This is a genomic window from Streptomyces sp. NPDC001056 (assembly GCF_053598955.1).
In genome coordinates this window covers 44,738-64,491 of sequence record NZ_JBSFLI010000013.1, presented here as the reverse complement: position 1 = coordinate 64,491, position 19,754 = coordinate 44,738, and the positions used below count along the sequence as shown (strand labels likewise).

Genomic DNA, 19,754 nt, shown 5'->3' with positions numbered 1-19,754 from the left:
AGCAGCGTGAGGAGCCTCCTGAGGAGGTGGGTTCTGGTGATGTACTGGGACGGTGGCGGCTGGGCCTGGATGGCGTTCATGCCGCTGTTCTGGCTCGTGTTGATCGGGCTGGTGGTCTGGGCCGTGGTCCACCTGACCCGGCACCCGGGTGAGGGCCGGGGTGGCGGTCCCGATCGCGGCGGTTGGGCTCCCCGAGAGACGTCGCGGGAGACACCGGAGGAGATCCTCGACCGTCGCTTCGCCTCGGGTGAGATCGACGCGGACGCCTATCACGAGGCGCGCAGGCATCTCTCCTCGTACCGGGCGGGGCCGAAGTGAGCCGGCTCCGGGGCCGTCGGCTGCCGCTGGCCGTGCTGGTCGGTGCGCTGGCCGCGCTGATCGCGTCCGTGGTCTGGACGGCGGGCGGCGGCTTCGAGCGGACGGGCCCCGCTCCCGGCACGGCTGCCCGCGCCGGCCCGGTGCGCGACCTGGCCGGCGCCGACCGCGCCGCCGAGCGCTTCGCCGGCCGGTGGAACCTGCGTGTCGGCGAAGTCATGCAGTTCAGCGAGAACTACTACGCGGAGCTCCTCGACGCCCACGGCAGGCACGCCACCGAGGTCCTCGTCGAGCCCGGCTCGGGCGCCGTGCACCTGGAGTACGGCCCGGCCATGATGTGGAACACGGCCTACGGCATGATGCCCGGCCACGGCATGACCCCCGGCCGCGCCCCGGGCGGCGCCCCGGCCATCGGCCCCGACCGCGCCGTACGCATCGCCGACCAGTGGCTGCGCGGCCACCGCTCCGGGCTGCACGCCGCCCAGCCGGACGCCTTTCCCGGCTACTACACCCTGCACACCCTGCGCGACGGTCGCGTCGTCGGCATGATCTCGGTCAACGCGACCACCGGTGACGTCTGGGACCACACCTGGCACGGCCGCTTCCTGCGGATGCGGGAGGACCGCGGCCACGCATGACCGGGCGGTCCGGCCGAACCCGCCCCCGGCGCCCGCAGGGCCTCGGTAAGGAGCGCCTCGGCTACAGCCCGCAGGAGCCGCGGTCGACGTTGAGGTAACGCGTGGACACCCAGCGGCACAGCCGCATACCGACGACGACGCCGGCGATGGTGACCAGGGCAGGCAGGTATCCGCCCGCGACCTGGATGATCGGGATCGTGGGGCACCCACCCGAGATCGCCCAGCCCGTACCGAACATCACGGCGCCGGGGATCACGCCCGCGTGGATGCGTTCCGGGGTTCGGCGGACCCGCAGCAGGGCGAAGACGCACACGATGATCACCACCGCGCCGGCGAAGGCGAGGAGCATGCGCGGGTCCTGGAAGGTGAACATCCGGTTCAGCTGGGCGTAGTCACCGAAGCCGATGTTGCTGACGGTGTAGCCGAGAAGGAGGCCGGTGATGATGTTGGCCAGCAGAACCGCGCCCCGGGTACGCATCAGATCACCTTCCACAGGAGGAACGACACCGCGACGGCGGTGCCGAAGAAGACGGCGGTCGCGACGATGCTGACCGGACGGAGACGGCCGCAGCCGCTGAGTCCGTGGCCGGAGGTGCACCCGCCGGCCAGTCGAGTGCCGAAGCCGACCAGCACGCCACCCGCGAACAGCACGGCGATCATGGTGGCCGGATCGGCCGTGACCAGGTTCCGGAAACCGGGGCCCATGTCGTAGCGGAGGTGGAACCGCCCGGAGGTGACCGCGGCGATGAACCCGCCGACGAAGACCGACAGAAGCAGGGCGGCCTGGGTGACCAGCGGGACCGGGCGCAGACTCGTGCTCGCGGGGCCGTCACATGTCGCCGGTCCGGCGTCCGCTTCGACCGGCCGCGACTTCTCGTCCGAAATCCGCGGCACGGGGGACGGGCCGGTGCCCGTGCCGAAGTGCTCCGCCGTGGCCGCGGCGAGCGCCTCGACGAGCGCCTGCTCGTCGGCGAATTCCTCGTCCATCCGTTCGAGGCGACGTTCACGGCGCCAGTGCAGCACGCGGTCCCACGCGGACGACACTCCGAAAGACCGGTCGGTGACGAGGGTGTAGTTGACCGTGACCAGAGCGAGTCCGATAGCGCCCGCCCACCAAGGCCAATAGGTACTCATGCGGGTCCTCTCATCCAATCGGCGAATCGCGTCCACCAGCCGCTCTTCGATCCGGTCGCTCGCCGCGTGTGTCCGGCGCGGCCGTCCGAAGGCCGGGGAACCCGTGGAGGCGGTGACGATGGGTCACGCGGGACAGGCGCCGGTGGCGGTGCCGCCCCGAACGGGGGCGTGGCCTGCGGTGTCGCGGTTCCGTGTGCTGCCCGCTCATGCGGCAGGCCCGGTGCCGACCGGGGGGTGGCGCCGGAGCGGCCCGCCTCGGCCTCGGCTTCGAGGTGCCGCGCGCGGGCTCCGTTGGGCAGCAGGCTGATCGGCACGCGCTCGCCGGTGAGCGACGTCTGGTAACGCGCGCAGCCGAGCCACTGGTTCTCACTGTCGCAGTAATATTCGCGCCAACCTTGCAGACTCCCCCTAAGTAAAGGGAAAAGGGGGCATCCTGCGGCGTGCGGGCAACCCACGTCGCTCCCTTCCGACCGCGCCCCATCCATTCGCGGGGAGCGGTTCCTCGATCGGCTTGATGCAATCACCGTTTCGATGCCGTGAGCAACTTCAGGGCATTTTCCGAATCAGCCGAGTTGGCACCACCTGGTGAGATAGTCCGCGCGACGGATTTGATACCCCTGTCCCCCATGTCGGGACATTCGCGACCGAAAGAAGAGTAACTCGGGTCACAATTAACCCTCATATCGCTGGTCCGCGCGGACGTAAGTCAGCTATTCACGGAGAGGGTGAGAACCCTGGGTTTCTTGTGACGATGACGTGAATGTCATGGGCCGCGAATGAAGAACCGCGGAAAGAAAACGTGCTGCCGGGACCGCCGGTTCCCCTGCCCCTCCTCGCGGGGTGAGCGCCAGGGCCAGGCCGCGGGGGCCGGTACGCTTGGGCCGCTGCGGCACCCTCCCGTCCGATGATCCGCTCCCGCGGTGAGTCATGGCCTGCGGCGATCGAGACGTCTTTGGGCATGGGGATGAAGAACAAGTGCTTATAGCGGGCCGATACAGGCTGCGGGACACCATCGGGCGGGGCGCGATGGGGGAGGTCTGGCGGGCCGACGACGAGATGCTCGGCAGACCGGTTGCCGTGAAGCTCCTGCTCCCCCACGACTCCGACCCCACCGCGTCCTCCCGCTTCCGGCTGGAGGCGCAGACCGCCGGCCGTCTCAGCCACCCGAACGTGGTCGGCGTCCTCGACTTCGGCGAGTACGAAGACCGTCTGTTCCTGGTGATGGAGCTGGTCGACGGGGGCAGCCTCGCCGGGCTGCTCACCGCCTGCGGGCCCCTGCCCGTCGAGCGGGTGGCCCACGTCGCCGCACAGGCCGCCGTCGGACTGGCCACCGCGCACCGGCAGGGCATCGTGCACCGGGACATCAAGCCGGCCAACCTCCTGCTGGACACCCAAGGCACCCTGAAGATCGGCGACTTCGGCATCGCCCGCTTCCTCGACGACCCCGGCGCCGCGCTCACCGCCACCGGGCAGATCGTCGGCACCAGCCTCTACCTCGCGCCCGAGCGGGCCCTGGGCCACACCGCCGGCCCGGCCTCCGACGTCTACTCCCTGGGCTGCGTCCTCTACCAACTCCTCACCGGGCGCCCGCCGTTCCAGGCGGACAGCGCGCTGGCGGTGCTTCATCAGCATCTCGACGCCACCCCGCTGTCACCCCGGAGCCTGCGCGCCGATCTCCCGCCCGCCTTCGAGAGCTACCTGCTCGGCCTGTTGGCCAAGGAACCCGAGGGCCGCCCCACGGCCGAGGAGGTGGCGGACTGGTTCGGGCGCGGAGCCTGGCGCGGCGCGCCGGAGCCGCTGCCCAGCGAACACCACGGCCACGGCCACCCGGCCCTGGCGCACGCCACCGGCTTCGAAGCCGCCGCCCCGGCGAGCCTCGTCCCCGCTCCCGCCACCCACGGCGCCTTCGCCCCGGCGGCGGGCACCGAGTGGCAGACGAGCGTGCACCGGGCCGCGCCCCGCCGCCCGCGCGTGCCGTTCCTCAGCCGTTCCCGGCTGGTGGCCGCGCTGGGCGGCACCGTCCTCTTCGCCCTGGCGTTGCTGGTGGGCATGGTGTGGTTCTCGCCCGGCGCCGGCTCGTCCCAGGAGCCGCAGACCACGCCGTCCACGAGCACGAGCCCCACCGCTTCCTCCACGACCACGCCGTCCCTCCCGACGGCCTACGACACGGCCTCCCCGCCCCCGGCACAGCCCGCCGGGCAGGACGCCCAGGAGGGCGCCGAGCACGGCAAGGGCAAGGGCAAGCACTGACAGGGGCCCCCGGGCTTCGAGGCTTCGGTGAGAGCGGTCGTCAGCCGCAGCAGCCCTCGCCCGGCCGCCGCGCGGTGTCCGCGCCCGGTTCGGCTGCCGGAGCGGTGCCGAGCTGGACGAGGGCGGGGGCGGGGGCGCAGCAACCGCCCCCCTGGTCGGCGTCGGGGGCGTCGAAGAGACCGGCGCCGCCGCACACCCCGGTCTCGGGGAGGGTGAGTTCGACACGGTCGGCGGATTCCAGGTCGCCGGCGATCGCGGCGACGACGGAGCGGACCTGCTCGTACCCGGTCATGGCGAGGAACGTCGGGGCGCGGCCGTAGGACTTCATGCCGACCAGGTAGACGCCCTGTTCGGGGTGGGACAGCTCGCGGTGGCCGTGGGGGTAGACGGTGCCGCAGGAGTGCTGGTTGGGGTCGATCAGCGGCGCGAGCGCGACCGGGGCCTGGAGGCGTTCGTCGAGGTGCAGGCGGACCTCGGACAGGAAGGACAGGTCCGGGCGGAAGCCGGTCAGCACGATCAGCTCGTCGACCGCCTCCAGCCGTCGGCCGTCCTCGGCGACCAGGACCAGACGGCCGTCGCCGTCGCGCTCCACGGCGTCGGTGCGGAAGCCGGTGACCGCGTCGGCGTGACCCTTCTCGACCGCGGCCTTCGCGGCCAGGCCGAGCGCGCCGCGGGCGGGCAGCTGGTCGGCGGTGCCGCCGCCGAAGGTGGCGCCGGAGATGCCGCGGCGCAGGATCCACAGCGCCTTCGTGCCCTCGCCCTCGCCGGACTCGGCCAGGTCGGCGAGGTAGGCGAGCGCGGTGAACGCGGAAGCGCCGGAGCCGATGACCGCGGTGCGCTTGCCCGCGTACCGCGCCCGTACGGCGGAGTCCTTCAGGTCGGGGACGCGGTAGCTGATCCGGTCGGCCGCCGCCTTCTCGCCGAGGGCCGGGAGACCGCTGCCGCCGGCCGGGGCGGGCGTGGTCCAGGTGCCGGAGGCGTCGATCACCGCACGGGCGAAGAGGCGCTCCTCGCGGCCGTCGGCGTGGGTGACGTGAACGACGAAGGGCTGGGCCTCGCGGTCGGCGTCCACGATCCGGTCGCGGCCGGCGCGGGAGACACCGGTCACCGTCACGCCGACGCGGACCCTGTCGCCGAGGACGTCGGCGAGCGGCTGGAGGTACCGCTCGGCCCAGTCCCCGCCCGAGGGGTAGGTCGCCGCGTCCGGCCTGGTCCAGCCGGTCGGCGCGAGCAGCTTCTCCGCCGCCGGATCGGTGACCTCGCCCCAGGTGGAGAACAGCCGCACGTGCGACCACTCGCGCACGGTCGCGCCGGCGGCCGGACCGGCTTCCAGCACCAGGGGCTCGATGCCGTGGTCGACCAGATGGGCGGCGGCGGCCAGACCGACAGGTCCGGCTCCGATCACCACGACGGGCAGCTCGGTGACGGCGGGCAGGTTCACGGCGACTCCTCGCGTGTTTCGACATCTGTCGATGGATTGCGACGCCAGCATCCCATCTGATTCGATGAACTTCAACATAGACATGCATCGAATTCAGGAGACGGCTTCGATGGGGCGCGTCGGCGTGGCGGCCGTTCGCGCCGCGCCTTCTCGACCCCTCACCTCTTGGTTCGAAGCATGTCAACATAGACGCATGTCGAACCCCAAGGTGCTGCCGCTGATCGCGCCCGAGTCCGGCGCCGTGGTGCCGTGCTGCCCTTCGCTCACCGAGCGCCCGTTCACCGCGGAGGAGGCCGAGACCGCGGCGCGCATGTTCAAGGCGCTGGGCGACCCGGTGCGGCTGCGGCTGTTCTCCGCCGTCGCCTCCCACGAGGGCGGCGAGGCGTGCGTGTGCGACATCTCCGACGTCGGCGTCTCCCAGCCGACCGTCTCCCACCACCTGAAGAAGCTCAAGGACGCCGGGCTGCTCACCTCCGAGCGGCGCGGTACCTGGGTGTACTACCGGGTCGAGCCGTCGGTGCTGGCGTCGATGGGCAAGCTGCTCAGCTTCGCCCCGGCCGCGGCCTGACGTTCCGCCGCTCCCTCACGGGCCCGGTTCGCCACGGTCCGGACGGGGTCGGGTTCGCCGCGACTCAGCGCAGCAGCGCCGCGATCTCCCGCGCCGCCTCCCGCGCCGGCCGGCCCACGCCGATGAGGGTGGCCGAGGCGGGGCCGGTCCAGTCGCCGTACCCGAGCAGGTGCAGGCGTGGCTCGTCCGCCGCGCGGGTGCCGGTGGTGGCGATGCGGCCCCGGCGGCCTCGCAGCCGGAGCGGGGCGAGGTGGGAGAGGGCGGGCCGGAAACCGGTGCACCAGATGATCGCGTCGGCCTCGGCGCGGGTGCCGTCCGCCCACTCGACCCCGCCGGGGAGCAGGCGGGTGAACATCGGGCTCGCCTTGAGCAGACCGCTGTCGCGGGCCTCGCGGACGGGCGGGACGGCGACGATGTCCCCGAGGGCGGCGACGCCGCCGGTGTCGGTGCGGCCCGCGTCCAGGGCGCGGCGGCGGGCGGTGGCCGCGTCGAAGAGGGCGCGGCCGTCGATGTCGTCGGCCAGGAAGCGGGGCGGGCGCCGGGTGACCCAGGTCAGCTCGGTGTCGTGGGCGAGGTCGGCGGCGATCTGGGCGCCGGAGTTGCCGCCGCCCACCACGATCACCCGCCGACCGGCGAAGTCCCGCGGGCACCGGTAGTCGACCGTGTGCAGCTGGCGTCCCTCGAAGTCGCCACGGCCGGCGTCGGCGGGGAGGAAGGGACGCCACCAGGTGCCGGTCGCGCTGATCACCGTACGGGCGTGCCAGGTGCCCGAGTCGGTCTCCACCCGCAGGAGCCGGCCGTCGCGGTGCACCCCGCGCACGCGCACCGGCCGTCGGACCGGCAGCTCGTAGCGCTTCTCGTAGTCCGCGAGGTACTCCACGACGTGCCGCGCGTCCGGCCAGGTCCCGCCCGGCTGTACGGGCATCGGACGGCCGGGGAGGGAGGAGTGGGCGGCCGGGGAGAACAGGCGCAGGGATTCCCAGGTGTGCCGCCATGCCCCGCCCGGGTCGGGCCGGGCGTCGAGGATGACGAAGTCCAGGCCGAGGCGGCGCAGGTGGTAGCCGGCGGCGAGCCCGGCCTGGCCGCCGCCGACGATCACCACCTGCGGGTGCCGGACGCTCATCGCGATCCCCGGCCGGCCGCCCCGGGCTCCCCGGGCTCCCCGAAGCGGTCCGGGCCGGGCATCAGCGGTCCCGGACGGCCGGGGCCGGCAGCGGGTCGGCGCCGAACTTCCGCCGCCAGGCGAGGGAGACGTAGACCAGGGCGACCAGGACCGGCACCTCGATCAGCGGGCCGACCACGCCGGACAGGGCCTGGCCGGAGGTGACGCCGAAGGTGGCGATGGCGACGGCGATGGCCAGCTCGAAGTTGTTGCCGGCGGCGGTGAAGGCGAGGGTGGCGGTGCGGTCGTAGGCCAGGCCGATCGCCATGCCCAGGGCGAAGACGCCGAACCACATGATCGCGAAGTAGGCCAGCAGCGGCAGCGCGATCCGGGCCACGTCCAGCGGCTGGGAGGTGATCGTCCTCCCCTGGAGCGCGAAGAGGATGACGATCGTGAACAGCAGGCCGTACAGCGCCCAGGGGCCGATCTTCGGCAGGAAGCCGGTCTCGTACCTCTCGCGCCCGAGCCTCTTCTCGCCGACGCGGCGGGTGAGGAACCCGGCGAGCAGCGGGACGCCGAGGAAGACGACGACGTTCAGGGCGATCTTCCACATGGAGATGCTCAGGTGCTGGCCGTCGCCGAGGCCGAGCCAGCCGGGCAGCAGGTCGAGGTAGAACCAGCCCAGCAAGCCGAAGGCCAGGACCTGGAAGACCGAGTTCAGCGCCACGAGGACGGCGGCCGCCTCGCGGTCGCCGCAGGCGAGGTCGTTCCAGATGATGACCATGGCGATGCAGCGGGCCAGGCCGACGATGATCAGGCCGGTGCGGTACTCGGGCAGGTCCGGCAGGAAGATCCATGCCAGGGCGAACATCACCGCGGGCCCGACGAGCCAGTTGATGACCAGCGAGGAGACCATCAGCCTCTTGTCGCCGGTGACGGCGTCGAGCCTGTCGTAGCGGACCTTGGCCAGGACCGGATACATCATGATCAGCAGGCCGACGGCGATCGGGAGCGAGATGCCGCCGATCTCGACCTTCGCCAGCGCGTCGTTCAGCCCGGGGACGAGCCGGCCGAGACCGAGGCCGAGGGCCATGGCGAGCAGGATCCAGACGGCGAGGAAGCGGTCGAGGGTCGACAGCTTCGCGACGACCGAGGTCTCCTCGGTCGTCGCGGGCGGTTCGGTGCGGGTCACGGGCAGGCCCTCTTGGTGTCGGCGGCGTTCCGGGCGGACTCGGCCAGTCCGGCGAACCGGTCGGCGAGCTGGGCGATCACGTCCGGGCGCAGCTTGTAGTACGTGTACCGGCCGCACGGCTCCGTGTCCACGACCCCGGCCTCGCGCAGCACCTTCAGATGGTTGGAGAGGTTCGTCTGCTTCGCGCCGGTCTCCTCGACCAGGTGCGTGGTGCAGAGCGTCTCCTTGGCGAGGAGGGTGACGATCTGGAGCCTGAGCGGGTCGGCCAGTACCCGGATCAGATCAGTGTCGACTGACGTCAGCATGCACTGATACTCTCACATCAGTCAGGACTGACACCAGTCAACACTGATACCAGTCTGGGGTGATTCGTCACTCGGCGGAGCCGACCTGCCGTTCGGCGGAAACGGACGCCTCGCCGGGCCGCGGACCGCCCGCGGCCACCGGGACCCCGGCCCGCCCGCAGCCGTACCTCCAGCGAAGGAAGAACCATGCCCTCCAGTCCGATCGCTTCCGTGCTGTTCGTCTGCGTCCACAACGCCGGCCGCTCCCAGATGGCCGCCGGATTCCTCTCGCACCTCGCGGGCGACCGGGTCGAGGTCCGTTCCGCCGGCTCCCTCCCGGGCGACCAGGTCAACCCCGCCGCGGTCGAGGCCATGAAGGAGGTGGGCATCGACATCTCCCGGGCCGAACCCAAGGTCCTGACGACCGAGGCCGTCCAGGCGTCCGACTACGTCATCACCATGGGCTGCGGCGACGCCTGCCCGGTCTTCCCCGGCAAGAAGTACCTGGACTGGGCCCTGGAGGACCCGGCCGGCAAGGGCGTCGAGGCCGTCCGCCCCATCCGCGACGAGATCAGGACCCGTATCGAGGCCCTGATCACCGAGATCACCGCGGCACATGCAGGGCAGGTGGGTCCGGGAGACGGCACGGACCGGTGAGGACCACGGCCGCCACGGCCCGCGGCGCCCGACCGGCCGACGCCGGCAGGGAGTTCCGCGGCGGGCTCGCCGTGCCGCTGCGGGGGCTCGGCGACCAGGCCGTACGGGTCAGGCCGACCGGAGCCGGTCCGCCGGGCCCGCCTCCCCGAAGGCCGTCTCCACGTCCCGTCGCGGCTCCGTGAAGTGCTTCTCGATCGCCTCGCGCGCCTCCGCCCCGGGCCGCGGCTCGGCGGCGAAGCGGCCGTGGGCGTACGTCACCGGGACGGTGGCCACCGACGCGTCCCACTCCGCCGTCTCGGCGCACGCCGCCTCGTCGCCGGTGAGGGCCGCCACCGGCAGCGCCCAGGGCCGCCGCCGTGGCGTGGGCGAGGCCGATCTCGCCGGTCGGGCGGCCGGCCAGCCGGATGTCCTCGATCTCGTGGCCCATGAAGCCGTGGCTGAGCACGCCCGGGGCCCCGGCGCGGGCGTGACGGCCGACACACACCACGGCGTCGTACTCCCCGGTCAGCCTCTCCAGCGTGATCATCTGCTTGGGCCTGCCGCGCACCAGGCGGGCCGCGGGGTGCGGGCCGTCGGGGCGCAGACGGCGCATCGGGCCGTGGGCGTCGTCGACGAGGACGTCGCTCGCGCCGGCCGCCAGCGCGCCGCGCGCCGCCGCGCTCCCGTCCTCCGCCATCATGGAGCGGCCCCGCTCGTGGTCCCGGCCGCCCGGCTGGACGTCGTCCGCCTCGACGAGGCCCGTGACGCCTTCCATGTCCGCACACACATACACACGCATGGCGTCGACCGTCATGGACCCTACGTATTGTAGGTTCCCAATCGGCCACAGCCCCAAGGCCGTTCACACACCCGTTCCACCACGTCCTACGGGGGACCCATGCAGGACACGGAGACGGTGCCCGGCGGCGAGGTCTGCGCACGCAGCCTCGCGCCGACCCTCACCGTACTCGTCGTCAGCCTCTTCGTCGCCGCCGTCGGCGTGTACGAGCTGTGCGGCTTCGGGCTGCACAGCCTCGACCGGCGCCCGCACCTGTTCAGCGACGGCCTCGCCACCGGCGGGGTGATCGTCGCCGCGGTGGCCGCCGGGGCCGCGGCGGGGGACCTGGCCTGGATGCTGGCCTCCGCCCGGCGCGGCACGGAAAGGGCCGGGTAAGAAGCGGTCCCGGTACGCTCCTTTACCGTAGACCGACCGGGCGAATTTCCCTACACGCTGTAGGGTCACGCCCGTAGGCACCGTCCTCCTCCCCAAGGTGACCAGTCACCATGCCCGCTCCGCAGTCGACCGTCCCCTCCCCGCACGCCCCCGCCCGGCGCACCCCGCGCCGCGAGTTCCCGACGATCACGCCCGGCCCCCGGCTGCGCGCGGCGGCGGCCTCGGCCACGGTGTGGTACCTGCGGCTGATCGCCGTGCTCAACGTCCTCGCGGTCCTCTCCCTGCCGTTCCGCGAGGAGGTCCACGAGCACAACACCAGCAAGCTCTTCAACCAGGAGCACCCGCACCACCACGTCGGCGCCTTCTTCACGCCGTACCTGGCCACCGGCGGGCTGGTCTCGGCCGCGCTCGCGATCCTCCTGATGCTGGTGATGCGGCGCCGCAAGCGGGCCGCCTGGCTGACCAATCTCCTGCTCGCCGGGCCGCTCTTCGCGGTCTACGTCGTCGGGCTCACCCAGGACCGGTACGCCGACCACCTCTTCAACTGGGTCTCCGCCGCCCTGACCGGCCTGTTCGTGGCCGCCCTGGTGATCGGCCGGCGCGAGTTCAACGCGGTGGGCGACCCCTCCAACCCGAAGCTGGCGCTCGCCGTCGGCGCGGGCGGGCTGCTGGTCACCGGCGGCCTCGGCACCCTGCTGGTGCACGCCACCAACACGCTGCCCGGCGCGGGCCTCGCCGACGAGATCGTCTACACCTATCTGCGCGGCGTCAGCGTCGGCGTGTTCGCCGACCGCATCGAGCATGTGCACGCCCCCCGCTGGACCGACATCACGGTCAACGCCCTGCTCGCCGCGGCCTTCTGCGCCGTCGTCTACGCCTGCTTCCGCTCCCCGCGCGGCAAGCAGCTGCTCACCGCCGACGACGAGGACAGGCTGCGCGCGCTGCTCGAAAAGCACGGCGCCCGCGACTCCCTCGGCTACTTCGCGCTGCGCCGCGACAAGGCCGCGATCTTCTCCCCCAGCGGCAAGGCGGCGATCACCTACCGCGTCGTCGGCGCCGTCTCGCTGGCCTCCGGCGACCCGATCGGCGATCCCGAGGCCTGGCCCGGCGCCATCGACGCCTGGCTCACCGAGGCCCGCCGGCACGCCTGGATCCCCGCGGTCATGGGCGCGAGCGAGGAGGCGGGCACCGTCTACGGGCGGCACGGCCTGGACGCCCTCGAACTCGGTGACGAAGCCATCGTGGACATCGCCGACTTCACCCTCGAAGGCCGTCCGATGCGCGTGGTCCGCCAGGCCCACAACCGGGTCAAGCGGGCCGGCTACAGCGTGCGCATCCGCCGCCACGAGGACATCCCGGCCGAGGAGATGGCCCACCTCGTCGACCGCGCCGACCGCTGGCGCGACGGCGCCACAGAGCGCGGCTTCTCCATGGCGCTGGGCCGCCTCGGCGACCCGGGCGACGGCCGCTGCGTGATGCTGGAGTGCCGCGACGGCGACGGCCAGCCGCGCGCCCTGCTCAGCTTCGTGCCCTGGGGCGAGCACGGCCTCTCCCTGGACCTGATGCGCCGCGACCGGGACTGCGAGAACGGCCTGATGGAGTACATGGTGGTCGAACTCCTGCTGCGCGCGAAGGAACTGGGCGTCCAGCGGGTGTCGCTGAACTTCGCCATGTTCCGCTCCGTCTTCGAACGCGGCGCCCGCCTCGGTGCCGGCCCGGTGCTGCGGCTGTGGCGCTCGATCCTCACCTTCTTCTCCCGCTGGTGGCAGATCGAGTCCCTCTACCGCGCGAACGCCAAGTACCGGCCGGTGTGGGAGCCGCGGTTCCTGCTCTTCGCCAAGTCCAGCGACATCCCGCGGATCGGGCTGGCGAGCGCGCGGGCGGAGGGGTTCCTCACCCTGCCGGGGATGGGCGGGCGGTCGTAACCTCCCCGTCCGGCTCGCCCGCGGGGGCCATGACGAGACCGGGGACGCGGGGCAGGACGGCGCGGACCGCGTCGGCCACCCGGGGGAGATCGACGCCGAGCCCAGGTCCGCCGGGTCCACGACGCACAGGTCGGCGACGGTCCAGGCGTGTTGCACCTGGAGCAGGAAGGGGAGCAGGGCGATCAGCGCGGCCTCGGCGGCGGACAGCGAGGGGGACTCAAGGGCGCCCCGGATGCCGGCCAGGGTCCTGCGCGCACCGCGCCTTGATCTCGTGGGCGAGCCTCTTCGCAGTGGGTGAGCCGGCCGCCCGGTACAGCCGCTTCAGTTCGTCCTCGTACCGCTTCCGTCCCGTCATCGCGGCCCCCTCCGCCCGCCCTCCTGATCATCGCGGCGGCCGCCGTCCTGATCGTCCGCTCCGCCCTCACCGACACCGACTCCGAGGACCGGGCGTCGGTCCTGGGCGCGGTGGCGGAGGTGGTGCGGGCGCTGCGGGGGAAGCGGTGAGGGTGCGGGGGACGGGTGCGGGAGGCCCGGAACCGCTAGCCCCCGCCCACCGTGAAGCCGATCACCGCGCCCCCGCCCTCCCGCCGGTACGCGAAGGGCGCGCCCCCGTGAGCCATCGCGACCTCCCGCACGATGGACAGGCCGAGCCCCGACCCCGGCAGGGACCGCGCGTCCGCGGCCCGGTAGAAGCGGTCGAAGATGCGGATCAGGTCGCCCTCCGCGATCCCGGGCCCCCGGTCCAGGACCTCCACCCGTACCGTCCCCGGTCGCGCCGGCCCCTTGACGTGGACCTCGATCGGCGCCTTGCCGCCGCGGTCGAACTTGGCGGCGTTCTCGACCAGGTTGGACATCGCCCGCTGGAGCATCCCGGGCCGCCCGTCGGTCGTCGTGTCGCCGCTCACGCGCAGCACGATCTGCCGTCCGGTACGCCGCGACGCCAGCCCCACCACGTCCTCCGCGATGTCCGCGAGGTCCACCCGCTGCGGCGGCTCGGTGTCGGACTGCCCGGCTGCGAGGTCGACCAACTCGTTGACGAGATCGGTGAGTTCGCGCGCCTCCTGGGTGAGGTCGGCGACCAGTTCGTCCCGGGTGTCGGGAGGCAGTTCGTCGATGCGGCGGAGGAGGGAGATGTTCGTGCGCAGCGAGGTGAGCGGCGTACGCAGCTCATGGCCCGCGTCCTGGACCAGCCTCCGCTGGTCCTCCTCCGACTGCGCGAGCCGCCCCAGCATCCGGTCGAAGGCCCGCCCGAGCCGCCCCACCTCGTCGAGCCCGGCGACCGGCACCTCGATGCCCAGCCGGCGGGTGCGGGCGACGTCCTCCGCGGCGGAGGTGAGCACCACCAGGCGCCGGGTGATCCGGCGGGCCAGCCACCAGCCGAACAGCCCGGCCGCCACCACCACCGCCGCCATCAGGATCAGCGTCCGCTGCTGGAGCGTGCGCAGCAGGTCCTCGGTGTCGCTGAACTCCTGCGCCACCTGCACCGCGCCCCGCCGGTCGCCGAGCGAGACGGTGGCGATGCGGTAGAGGTCTTCGCCGACCTGCACGTCCTTGTGCTCGACCGCCTTCCCGGCCGACCGCGCGAGCGCCATCGCCCTGTCGCGGGAGGTGACGGGGAGCGAGGGGTCGCCGTGGTCCACGATCTCGCCGTGCGCGCCGAGCACCTGCACATCGGTACGGGCGGGCCGGACCAGGTCGTGGCCGGGCCGGGAGGAGGAGAAGTCCTCCGGCACCATCGTGTGCTGCCGTACCTCGTCCCGCACGTCCTGCACGACCTGGCTGAACACCGACTGCTGGTCGACGCGGACCAGCCGGGCGGCCGAGCCGTACGACACGATGCCGACGAGGATCGCGACGGCAGCGGTGACGGCGGCGAAGGAGACGGCGAAGGTGGTGCGCAGGGAGACCAGCTTGGGCCGACGCCGAGCGAGCATCCGGCGCAGGCGGCCCACTCAGTCCTCCCGCAGCACGTAACCCACGCCCCGCACCGTGTGGATCAGCTGTGGGGCGCCGGGCTCGTCCAGCTTGCGGCGCAGGTAACCGACGTAGACGGCGAGGTTCTTGGAGCCGGGGCCGAAGTCGTAGCCCCAGATGCGGTCGTAGATCGTGGAGTGGTCGAGGACGATGCCGGCGTTGCGCACCAGCAGTTCGAGCAGCTCGAACTCGGTACGGGTCAGTTCCAGCTCCCGCCTGCCGCGCCAGGCCCGGCGGGCCTGGAGGTCCATGCGGATGCCGGCGGCCTCGATCTGCCGGTCGGAGAGCTGGGGCTCGCCCCGGCCGCCGCCGTCGCCGCCGGCCGGCCCGGCGGGGACCGGGCTGGTGCGGCGCAGCAGGGCGCGCAGCCGGGCGAAGACCTCCTCGACGTCGAAGGGCTTGACCACGTAGTCGTCGGCGCCTGCGTCCAGGCCCGCGATGCGGTCGGCGGTCTCGACGAGGGCGGTGAGCATGAGGATGGGGGTGCGGTCGCCCTCGGCGCGCAGCACGCGGCAGACCTGGAGGCCGTCGATGCCGGGCATCATCACGTCGAGCACGAGGACGTCCGGCGGGGTCTTGTGGGCCTGTGCGAGCGCCTCGACGCCGTCGGCGACCGCCGTCACCTCGTACCCTTCCAGGGTCAGGGCACGTTCGAGGGCGTGGCGGATGGCGCGGTCGTCTTCGGCGAGGAGCACAGTCTGGGGCACGCACCCAGTCTGCCAAGGCCTCCGGCGGTTCGGCCGGGGTGGTTGGGCCTACGATCACCCTTTTTACCGGCCTCTCACCGTCGAACGGGCAACCGCATCGGGTCGCCTACCCTCTTCTCACCGAACGGGGGCCTGCTCCCCCGGCCGGACCGCGGCCAGTGCCGCCAGCCGCTCCGCGAAGGGCACCACCGGCGCCTCCCCCCGCCGTTCCGTCTTCGGCATCAGCGCGGCCAGTTCCTCCGCCGCCCGCTCGATCCGGTCCGGCAGTCCCTCCGCGCCCCAGTCCTCCGAGGCCGCGTAGACGCCGGTCGGGACGACGACGGCTCGGAGGTGGGAGAAGAGGGGGCGCAGGGCGTGGTCGAGGACCAGGGAGTGCCGTGCCGTACCCCCGGTCGCGGCGATCAGTACTGGCTTGCCCACCAGCGCGTCCTTGTCCAGCACGTCGAAGAAGGACTTGAACAGCCCGCTGTACGACGCGCTGAACACCGGCGTGACGACGATCAGCCCGTCCGCCCCCGCCACCGCGTCCTGCGCGGCGGCGAGCGCCTTGCCCGGGAACCCGTTGGTGAGGTGGTGCGCGATCTCGACGGCGAGGTCACGCAGCTCGATCACCTCGGTGCCCACGGGGGTCCTGCGGTCCACCGCCGCCGCCAGCCGGTCGGCCAGCAGCCGGGTGGACGACGGGACACTCAGCCCCGCCGACACGACGACGAGCTTCATCGGGCGCTCTCCTCCTTCTCCTCCGCCGCCTTCGCGGCCAGCAGCGACTGGTGGGTCGGCGCCTCGGGAACGTCCGCCGGGCGGCCGAGGGCGAACTCCTTCCGCAGCACCGGCACAACCTCCTCGCCGAGCAGGTCCAGCTGCTCCAGCACGGTCTTCAGCGGCAGCCCCGCGTGGTCCATCAGGAACAGCTGGCGCTGGTAGTCGCCGACGGTCTCCCGGAACGACAGGGTCCGCTCGATCACCTGCTGCGGGGAGCCCACCGTGAGCGGGGTCTGCTCGGTGAAGTCCTCCAGCGAGGGCCCGTGGCCGTACACCGGCGCGTTGTCGAAGTACGGCCGGAACTCGCGCACCGCGTCCTGCGAGTTCTTCCGCATGAACGCCTGACCGCCGAGGCCGACGATCGCCTGCTCGGGCGTGCCGTGCCCGTAGTGGGCGTACCGCGTCCGGTACAGCTCGACCATCTGCCTGGTGTGCTCGGCCGGCCAGAAGATGTTGTTGTGGAAGAAGCCGTCGCCGTAGTACGCGGCCTGCTCCGCGATCTCCGGCGAACGGATGGAGCCGTGCCAGACGAACGGCGCCACGCCGTCCAGCGGCCGCGGGGTGGACGTGAAGCCCTGCAACGGTGTGCGGAACGTGCCCTCCCAGTCGACGACGTCCTCGCGCCACAGCCGGCGCAGCAGGGCGTAGTTCTCGATGGCGAGGTCGATGCCCCGGCGGATGTCCTTGCCGAACCACGGGTAGACCGGGCCGGTGTTGCCGCGGCCCGTCATCAGGTCGACGCGCCCGTCGGCCAGGTGCTGGAGCATCGCGTAGTCCTCCGCGATCTTCACCGGGTCGTCGGTGGTGATCAGCGTGGTGGACGTGGAGAGGATCAGGTTCTCGGTCCGCGCGGCTATGTAGCCGAGCATCGTGGTCGGGGACGACGGCACGAACGGCGGGTTGTGGTGCTCGCCGGTGGCGAAGACGTCCAGGCCGACCTCCTCGGCCTTGAGCGCGATGGCGACCATGGCCTTGATCCGCTCGCGCTCGGTCGGCGTGCGCCCCGTGGTGGGGTCCGGCGTGACGTCGCCGACCGTGAAGATCCCGAACTGCATGGTCGCTCACCCTCCATGTTGTTGACCGTTCAACTATATCGCGGCCAACAGTCCCCCCTCCCCGGATATTCCGGAGGCCTCAGAAGGCGTACGTGTCCCCCGTGTCCAGCACCAGCACCAGCACCAGCACCGACAAGCGGTCGTTCGTACCGTCCCGGTCCGCCGCGCCCCCGGCCCACACGGTGTCCACCTCGACGGTCACCTCCGCGGCCCGCTCCCGCAGCCGCACCGGCACCCGAAGCCGCTGGCCCGGCCCGTCCGCCGGCAGCGCCCCCGTCCCGCACAGCACCGTCCGCTCGTCCTCCCGCACGCACCGCGCGGGCAGCCGCTGCGCGTCCGCCATCGGCACCGACCAGCGCAGCCGCACGTCGGCGACGGCGACGGCGACGGCGACGGCGACGGCGACGGCGACGGCGACGGCGACGGGATCGGGTCCGAGGTCGTACGGGGTGATCCGGACGTCCATCCGGTCCCCGTCCATGGTCGCGGTGCCGTGGAGGGCGAGATCCGCCTCGGGCCCGGCCCCCGCCCAGGCGCCGTCCAACAGGTGAACCCCCTCGCCCGGCCGCTCCCGGCCCCGTGCGAAGCTGCCGCCATGCCGGTCCTCCGCTCCGCCGCCCTGTTCGTCCTCGCCGCGGTCTTCGAGATCGGCGGGGCCTGGCTGGTGTGGCAGGGGGTGCGGGAGCACCGGGGCTGGCTGTGGGCGGCGGGCGGGGTGCTCGCGCTCGGGGCGTACGGCTTCGTCGCGACCTTCCAGCCGGACGCGCACTTCGGGCGCGTCCTGGCGGCGTACGGCGGGATCTTCGTGGCGGGCTCGGTCCTGTGGGGCGTGGTCGCGGACGGTTACCGGCCGGACCGCTGGGACATCGCCGGGACGCTCGTCTGCCTCGGCGGGATGGCGCTGATCATGTGGGCGCCGAGGAACGGCGGCTGAGCCTCGCCTACATTGGTGGGAGCCCGCCGACCAACCCGAGGAGCAGCCCATGGCCACGCCCGCCCCGTCCGCAGCCTCCCGCATCGCCGTCGTCACCGGTGCGAGCAGCGGAATCGGCGCCGCGACGGCCCGGCGGCTCGCCGCGGCCGGTTACCGGGTGGTGCTCACCGCCCGCCGCAAGGACCGTATCGAGGCCCTGGCCGAGGAGATCACCGCGGCAGGCCACTCGGCGACGGCCTACCCGCTGGACGTGACCGACCGCGCCGCCGTGGACGAGTTCGCGACCGCGTTCCGTACCGTCGGCGTCCTGGTGAACAACGCGGGCGGCGCGCTCGGCGCCGACCCGGTGGCCACCGGCGACCCGGCCGACTGGCGCACGATGTACGAGACGAACGTCATCGGCACCCTGAACCTCACCCAGGCCCTGCTGCCCAAGCTGGAGGCGAGCGGCGACGGCGTCGTGGTGGTGGTCTCCTCCACCGCCGGGCACGCCACCTACGAGGGCGGCGCCGGCTATGTCGCCGCCAAGCACGGCGCCCATGTGCTCGCCGAGACCCTGCGTCTGGAGATCGTCGGCAGCCCGGTGCGCGTCGTGGAGATCGCGCCCGGCATGGTCAGGACCGAGGAGTTCGCCCTGACCCGCTTCGGCGGCGACGCGGAGAAGGCGGCGAAGGTCTACGCGGGCGTGGCCGAGCCGCTGACCGCGGACGACGTGGCGGACACCATCACCTGGGCGGTGACCCGGCCCAGCCACGTCAACATCGACCTCCTGGTCGTCCGCCCGCGCGCCCAGGCCTCCAACACCAAGGTCCACCGGGAGCTGTGATGGCCGACGACACCGCCGGCGCCCCGGCGCCGCTCACGCCCGACGAGGAATTCGACCAGCGCCGCCTCGCCCAGGAGAAGAGGGACGAGCGCAAGGTCTGGTACTTCCTCGCCTACTTCCTCTTCGGCATCCACGTGGTGGCGTTCGTCATGATCTACGCCGTACGGCACGCCAAGTAACCGGCTCGCCCGTTCACTCGGCGTGGCACGTCGCGGTCACTTGGCGTGGCACGTCGGGTCGTCCACGACGACCGCGTGCGCCGGGATGATCGTGACGTCGTCCTCGTCCTCGGCCTGCACGAATCTGGTCGTGGCGTATGCCCGCCTGCCCTCGCCGACGCACTTGGTGGCGAGGTTCCCGAACCCGTCGGGGAAGTTGTAGACCTCGGCGGGCGTGTCCTCCCCGGCGCGGCCCGCCACCGGGGCGTCCGCCTTGCCGCGCTCCTCGTAGTGCTGCCGTGAGCAGCCGCCGAGCAGCAGCGCCGCGCAGAGGCCCGCCACGGCGAGCCCCGCGCTCAGCCGGCGCACGCCTTGTCCTCCACGATCTGCACGTTGGACGGACCGCCGGCGTTGGTGGTCACGTACGCCCGGAACCCGTGCCCCACGCACTTCGTGGCCAGGTTCCCGAACCCGTCGGGCATGTTGTAGACCTCGGCGGGCGTGTTGTCGCCCGCCCTGCCCTGCACGGGCGCGTCACCCTTGCCGCGCTCGTCGTTGTAGCTCTGCGAGCACCCCGCGAGCAGCCCCGCCACGATCACCGCCAGACCCGCGGCGCGGATCGCCCCGCCTGTGCGCACCCGGCTCATCGGCCGTCCCTCCCCACCGAGTCGATGCCTGC

23 protein-coding genes and 1 pseudogene are annotated in these 19,754 nt (G+C 72.7%); 10 read left to right on the top strand and 14 right to left on the bottom strand.

The window, feature by feature from the left end:
* Positions 1-36: 36 nt before the first annotated feature.
* Both ACWDD7_RS17570 and ACWDD7_RS17565 read left to right on the top strand, forming a co-directional pair.
* Entirely contained in the window at positions 37-318 is a 282-nt protein-coding gene (locus tag ACWDD7_RS17570) for an SHOCT domain-containing protein (RefSeq protein WP_450457947.1), read from the top strand.
* Positions 315-953 carry a hypothetical protein gene (locus tag ACWDD7_RS17565; RefSeq protein ID WP_450457946.1) on the top strand — a complete coding sequence of 213 codons (639 nt, stop codon included), beginning with the start codon at positions 315-317 and terminating at the stop codon, positions 951-953. Before ACWDD7_RS17570 ends, ACWDD7_RS17565 begins: the two co-directional genes overlap by 4 nt.
* 61 nt (positions 954-1,014) lie before the next feature.
* On the opposite strand, the gene ACWDD7_RS17560 is transcribed toward ACWDD7_RS17565, so the two are convergent.
* Together ACWDD7_RS17560 and ACWDD7_RS17555 are read right to left on the bottom strand one after the other, a co-directional pair.
* Positions 1,015-1,431, bottom strand: coding sequence for a YeeE/YedE thiosulfate transporter family protein (locus tag ACWDD7_RS17560; RefSeq protein WP_351864568.1), 417 nt, complete (start codon positions 1,429-1,431; stop codon positions 1,015-1,017).
* Positions 1,431-2,087 (bottom strand): YeeE/YedE family protein, encoded by a 657-nt coding sequence (locus ACWDD7_RS17555; RefSeq protein WP_450457945.1) that lies wholly within the window; start codon positions 2,085-2,087, stop codon positions 1,431-1,433. Before ACWDD7_RS17555 ends, ACWDD7_RS17560 begins: the two co-directional genes overlap by 1 nt.
* 975 nt (positions 2,088-3,062) lie before the next feature.
* On the opposite strand from ACWDD7_RS17555, the gene ACWDD7_RS17550 reads away from it, so the two are divergent.
* Entirely contained in the window at positions 3,063-4,337 is a 1,275-nt protein-coding gene (locus ACWDD7_RS17550; RefSeq protein WP_450457944.1) for a serine/threonine-protein kinase, read from the top strand.
* Positions 4,338-4,377: 40 nt separating this feature from the next.
* Here the strand turns inward: ACWDD7_RS17550 and ACWDD7_RS17545 are convergent, their stop codons facing one another.
* Positions 4,378-5,778, bottom strand: coding sequence for an NAD(P)-binding domain-containing protein (locus ACWDD7_RS17545; RefSeq protein WP_450457943.1), 1,401 nt, complete (start codon positions 5,776-5,778; stop codon positions 4,378-4,380).
* Between the two features lie 193 nt (positions 5,779-5,971).
* Between ACWDD7_RS17545 and ACWDD7_RS17540 the strand changes: the two genes are divergently transcribed.
* Positions 5,972-6,346: an ArsR/SmtB family transcription factor gene (locus tag ACWDD7_RS17540; protein ID WP_392214682.1), complete on the top strand. Its 375-nt coding sequence runs from the start codon at positions 5,972-5,974 to the stop codon at positions 6,344-6,346.
* Between the two features lie 64 nt (positions 6,347-6,410).
* Here ACWDD7_RS17540 and ACWDD7_RS17535 read toward each other — a convergent pair whose 3' ends face one another.
* The 3 genes from ACWDD7_RS17535 to ACWDD7_RS17525 all read right to left on the bottom strand — a co-directional run bounded on the left by ACWDD7_RS17535 (position 6,411) and on the right by ACWDD7_RS17525 (position 8,945).
* A complete protein-coding gene (locus tag ACWDD7_RS17535) occupies positions 6,411-7,469 on the bottom strand; it encodes an ArsO family NAD(P)H-dependent flavin-containing monooxygenase (RefSeq protein ID WP_450457942.1) in 1,059 nt (352 codons plus the stop codon).
* Positions 7,470-7,530: 61 nt separating this feature from the next.
* Positions 7,531-8,640, bottom strand: coding sequence for an ACR3 family arsenite efflux transporter (gene arsB, locus ACWDD7_RS17530; RefSeq protein ID WP_450457941.1), 1,110 nt, complete (start codon positions 8,638-8,640; stop codon positions 7,531-7,533).
* A complete protein-coding gene (locus tag ACWDD7_RS17525) occupies positions 8,637-8,945 on the bottom strand; it encodes an ArsR/SmtB family transcription factor (RefSeq protein ID WP_351864587.1) in 309 nt (102 codons plus the stop codon). The genes arsB and ACWDD7_RS17525 overlap by 4 nt, the downstream gene beginning before the upstream one ends.
* A gap of 186 nt (positions 8,946-9,131) precedes the next feature.
* Here ACWDD7_RS17525 and ACWDD7_RS17520 point away from each other — a divergent pair, with 186 nt between their 5' ends.
* Complete coding sequence (locus ACWDD7_RS17520; protein WP_351864590.1) at positions 9,132-9,581, top strand: arsenate reductase ArsC; 450 nt, start codon at positions 9,132-9,134, stop codon at positions 9,579-9,581.
* Positions 9,582-9,767: 186 nt separating this feature from the next.
* On the opposite strand, the pseudogene ACWDD7_RS17515 reads toward ACWDD7_RS17520, so the two are convergent.
* Positions 9,768-10,359 (bottom strand): annotated as a pseudogene (locus ACWDD7_RS17515) (M55 family metallopeptidase); the annotation flags it as partial.
* A gap of 99 nt (positions 10,360-10,458) precedes the next feature.
* Between ACWDD7_RS17515 and ACWDD7_RS17510 the strand changes: the two are divergent.
* Entirely contained in the window at positions 10,459-10,734 is a 276-nt protein-coding gene (locus tag ACWDD7_RS17510; protein WP_392214689.1) for a hypothetical protein, read from the top strand.
* Positions 10,735-10,844: 110 nt separating this feature from the next.
* On the top strand, positions 10,845-12,659 hold the full coding sequence (locus ACWDD7_RS17505) for a phosphatidylglycerol lysyltransferase domain-containing protein (RefSeq protein ID WP_450457940.1): 1,815 nt from the start codon (positions 10,845-10,847) through the stop codon (positions 12,657-12,659).
* Positions 12,660-13,198: 539 nt separating this feature from the next.
* On the opposite strand, the gene ACWDD7_RS17500 is transcribed toward ACWDD7_RS17505, so the two are convergent.
* The 5 genes from ACWDD7_RS17500 to ACWDD7_RS17480 form a co-directional block, all read right to left on the bottom strand.
* Positions 13,199-14,593: a sensor histidine kinase gene (locus ACWDD7_RS17500; RefSeq protein WP_392214743.1), complete on the bottom strand. Its 1,395-nt coding sequence runs from the start codon at positions 14,591-14,593 to the stop codon at positions 13,199-13,201.
* An 18-nt stretch (positions 14,594-14,611) separates the two neighbouring features.
* Positions 14,612-15,328, bottom strand: coding sequence for a response regulator transcription factor (locus tag ACWDD7_RS17495; RefSeq protein WP_450458023.1), 717 nt, complete (start codon positions 15,326-15,328; stop codon positions 14,612-14,614).
* Positions 15,329-15,457: 129 nt separating this feature from the next.
* Positions 15,458-16,060: an FMN reductase gene (locus ACWDD7_RS17490; RefSeq protein WP_351864601.1), complete on the bottom strand. Its 603-nt coding sequence runs from the start codon at positions 16,058-16,060 to the stop codon at positions 15,458-15,460.
* Positions 16,057-17,157 carry an LLM class flavin-dependent oxidoreductase gene (locus ACWDD7_RS17485; protein ID WP_450457939.1) on the bottom strand — a complete coding sequence of 367 codons (1,101 nt, stop codon included), beginning with the start codon at positions 17,155-17,157 and terminating at the stop codon, positions 16,057-16,059. The genes ACWDD7_RS17490 and ACWDD7_RS17485 overlap by 4 nt, the downstream gene beginning before the upstream one ends.
* A 79-nt stretch (positions 17,158-17,236) precedes the next feature.
* The gene (locus tag ACWDD7_RS17480) at positions 17,237-17,701 is read right to left on the bottom strand and encodes a hypothetical protein (RefSeq protein WP_450457938.1); all 465 of its coding nucleotides are present in this window, start codon (positions 17,699-17,701) and stop codon (positions 17,237-17,239) included.
* A 51-nt stretch (positions 17,702-17,752) separates the two neighbouring features.
* Between ACWDD7_RS17480 and ACWDD7_RS17475 the strand changes: the two genes are divergently transcribed.
* Genes ACWDD7_RS17475 through ACWDD7_RS17465 form a run of 3 tightly spaced genes read left to right on the top strand, consistent with a single transcriptional unit; the run spans position 17,753 to position 19,096 of the window.
* On the top strand, positions 17,753-18,091 hold the full coding sequence (locus ACWDD7_RS17475) for a YnfA family protein (RefSeq protein WP_351864608.1): 339 nt from the start codon (positions 17,753-17,755) through the stop codon (positions 18,089-18,091).
* 49 nt (positions 18,092-18,140) lie between these two features.
* The gene (locus tag ACWDD7_RS17470) at positions 18,141-18,917 is read left to right on the top strand and encodes an SDR family NAD(P)-dependent oxidoreductase (protein WP_351864611.1); all 777 of its coding nucleotides are present in this window, start codon (positions 18,141-18,143) and stop codon (positions 18,915-18,917) included.
* Positions 18,917-19,096 (top strand): hypothetical protein, encoded by a 180-nt coding sequence (locus ACWDD7_RS17465; protein ID WP_351864614.1) that lies wholly within the window; start codon positions 18,917-18,919, stop codon positions 19,094-19,096. The genes ACWDD7_RS17470 and ACWDD7_RS17465 overlap by 1 nt, the downstream gene beginning before the upstream one ends.
* Before the next feature lie 36 nt (positions 19,097-19,132).
* Here the strand turns inward: ACWDD7_RS17465 and ACWDD7_RS17460 are convergent, their stop codons facing one another.
* A complete protein-coding gene (locus ACWDD7_RS17460) occupies positions 19,133-19,444 on the bottom strand; it encodes a hypothetical protein (protein ID WP_450457937.1) in 312 nt (103 codons plus the stop codon).
* The gene (locus ACWDD7_RS17455; RefSeq protein WP_351864619.1) at positions 19,432-19,722 is read right to left on the bottom strand and encodes a hypothetical protein; all 291 of its coding nucleotides are present in this window, start codon (positions 19,720-19,722) and stop codon (positions 19,432-19,434) included. Before ACWDD7_RS17455 ends, ACWDD7_RS17460 begins: the two co-directional genes overlap by 13 nt.
* Positions 19,723-19,754: the final 32 nt, after the last annotated feature.

What these genes read in the sequence shown, in the direction of transcription:
- ACWDD7_RS17455 (WP_351864619.1), bottom strand. Translation starts at nt 19,722, where the DNA reads ATGAGCCGGGTGCGCACAGGCGGGGCGATCCGCGCCGCGGGTCTGGCG.
- ACWDD7_RS17560 (WP_351864568.1), bottom strand. Translation starts at nt 1,431, where the DNA reads ATGCGTACCCGGGGCGCGGTTCTGCTGGCCAACATCATCACCGGCCTC.
- ACWDD7_RS17490 (WP_351864601.1), bottom strand. Translation starts at nt 16,060, where the DNA reads ATGAAGCTCGTCGTCGTGTCGGCGGGGCTGAGTGTCCCGTCGTCCACC.
- ACWDD7_RS17540 (WP_392214682.1), top strand. Translation starts at nt 5,972, where the DNA reads ATGTCGAACCCCAAGGTGCTGCCGCTGATCGCGCCCGAGTCCGGCGCC.
- ACWDD7_RS17500 (WP_392214743.1), bottom strand. Translation starts at nt 14,593, where the DNA reads ATGCTCGCTCGGCGTCGGCCCAAGCTGGTCTCCCTGCGCACCACCTTC.
- ACWDD7_RS17505 (WP_450457940.1), top strand. Translation starts at nt 10,845, where the DNA reads ATGCCCGCTCCGCAGTCGACCGTCCCCTCCCCGCACGCCCCCGCCCGG.
- ACWDD7_RS17520 (WP_351864590.1), top strand. Translation starts at nt 9,132, where the DNA reads ATGCCCTCCAGTCCGATCGCTTCCGTGCTGTTCGTCTGCGTCCACAAC.
- ACWDD7_RS17525 (WP_351864587.1), bottom strand. Translation starts at nt 8,945, where the DNA reads ATGCTGACGTCAGTCGACACTGATCTGATCCGGGTACTGGCCGACCCG.
- ACWDD7_RS17535 (WP_450457942.1), bottom strand. Translation starts at nt 7,469, where the DNA reads ATGAGCGTCCGGCACCCGCAGGTGGTGATCGTCGGCGGCGGCCAGGCC.
- ACWDD7_RS17470 (WP_351864611.1), top strand. Translation starts at nt 18,141, where the DNA reads ATGGCCACGCCCGCCCCGTCCGCAGCCTCCCGCATCGCCGTCGTCACC.
- ACWDD7_RS17555 (WP_450457945.1), bottom strand. Translation starts at nt 2,087, where the DNA reads ATGAGTACCTATTGGCCTTGGTGGGCGGGCGCTATCGGACTCGCTCTG.
- ACWDD7_RS17465 (WP_351864614.1), top strand. Translation starts at nt 18,917, where the DNA reads ATGGCCGACGACACCGCCGGCGCCCCGGCGCCGCTCACGCCCGACGAG.
- ACWDD7_RS17475 (WP_351864608.1), top strand. Translation starts at nt 17,753, where the DNA reads ATGCCGGTCCTCCGCTCCGCCGCCCTGTTCGTCCTCGCCGCGGTCTTC.
- ACWDD7_RS17510 (WP_392214689.1), top strand. Translation starts at nt 10,459, where the DNA reads ATGCAGGACACGGAGACGGTGCCCGGCGGCGAGGTCTGCGCACGCAGC.
- ACWDD7_RS17485 (WP_450457939.1), bottom strand. Translation starts at nt 17,157, where the DNA reads ATGCAGTTCGGGATCTTCACGGTCGGCGACGTCACGCCGGACCCCACC.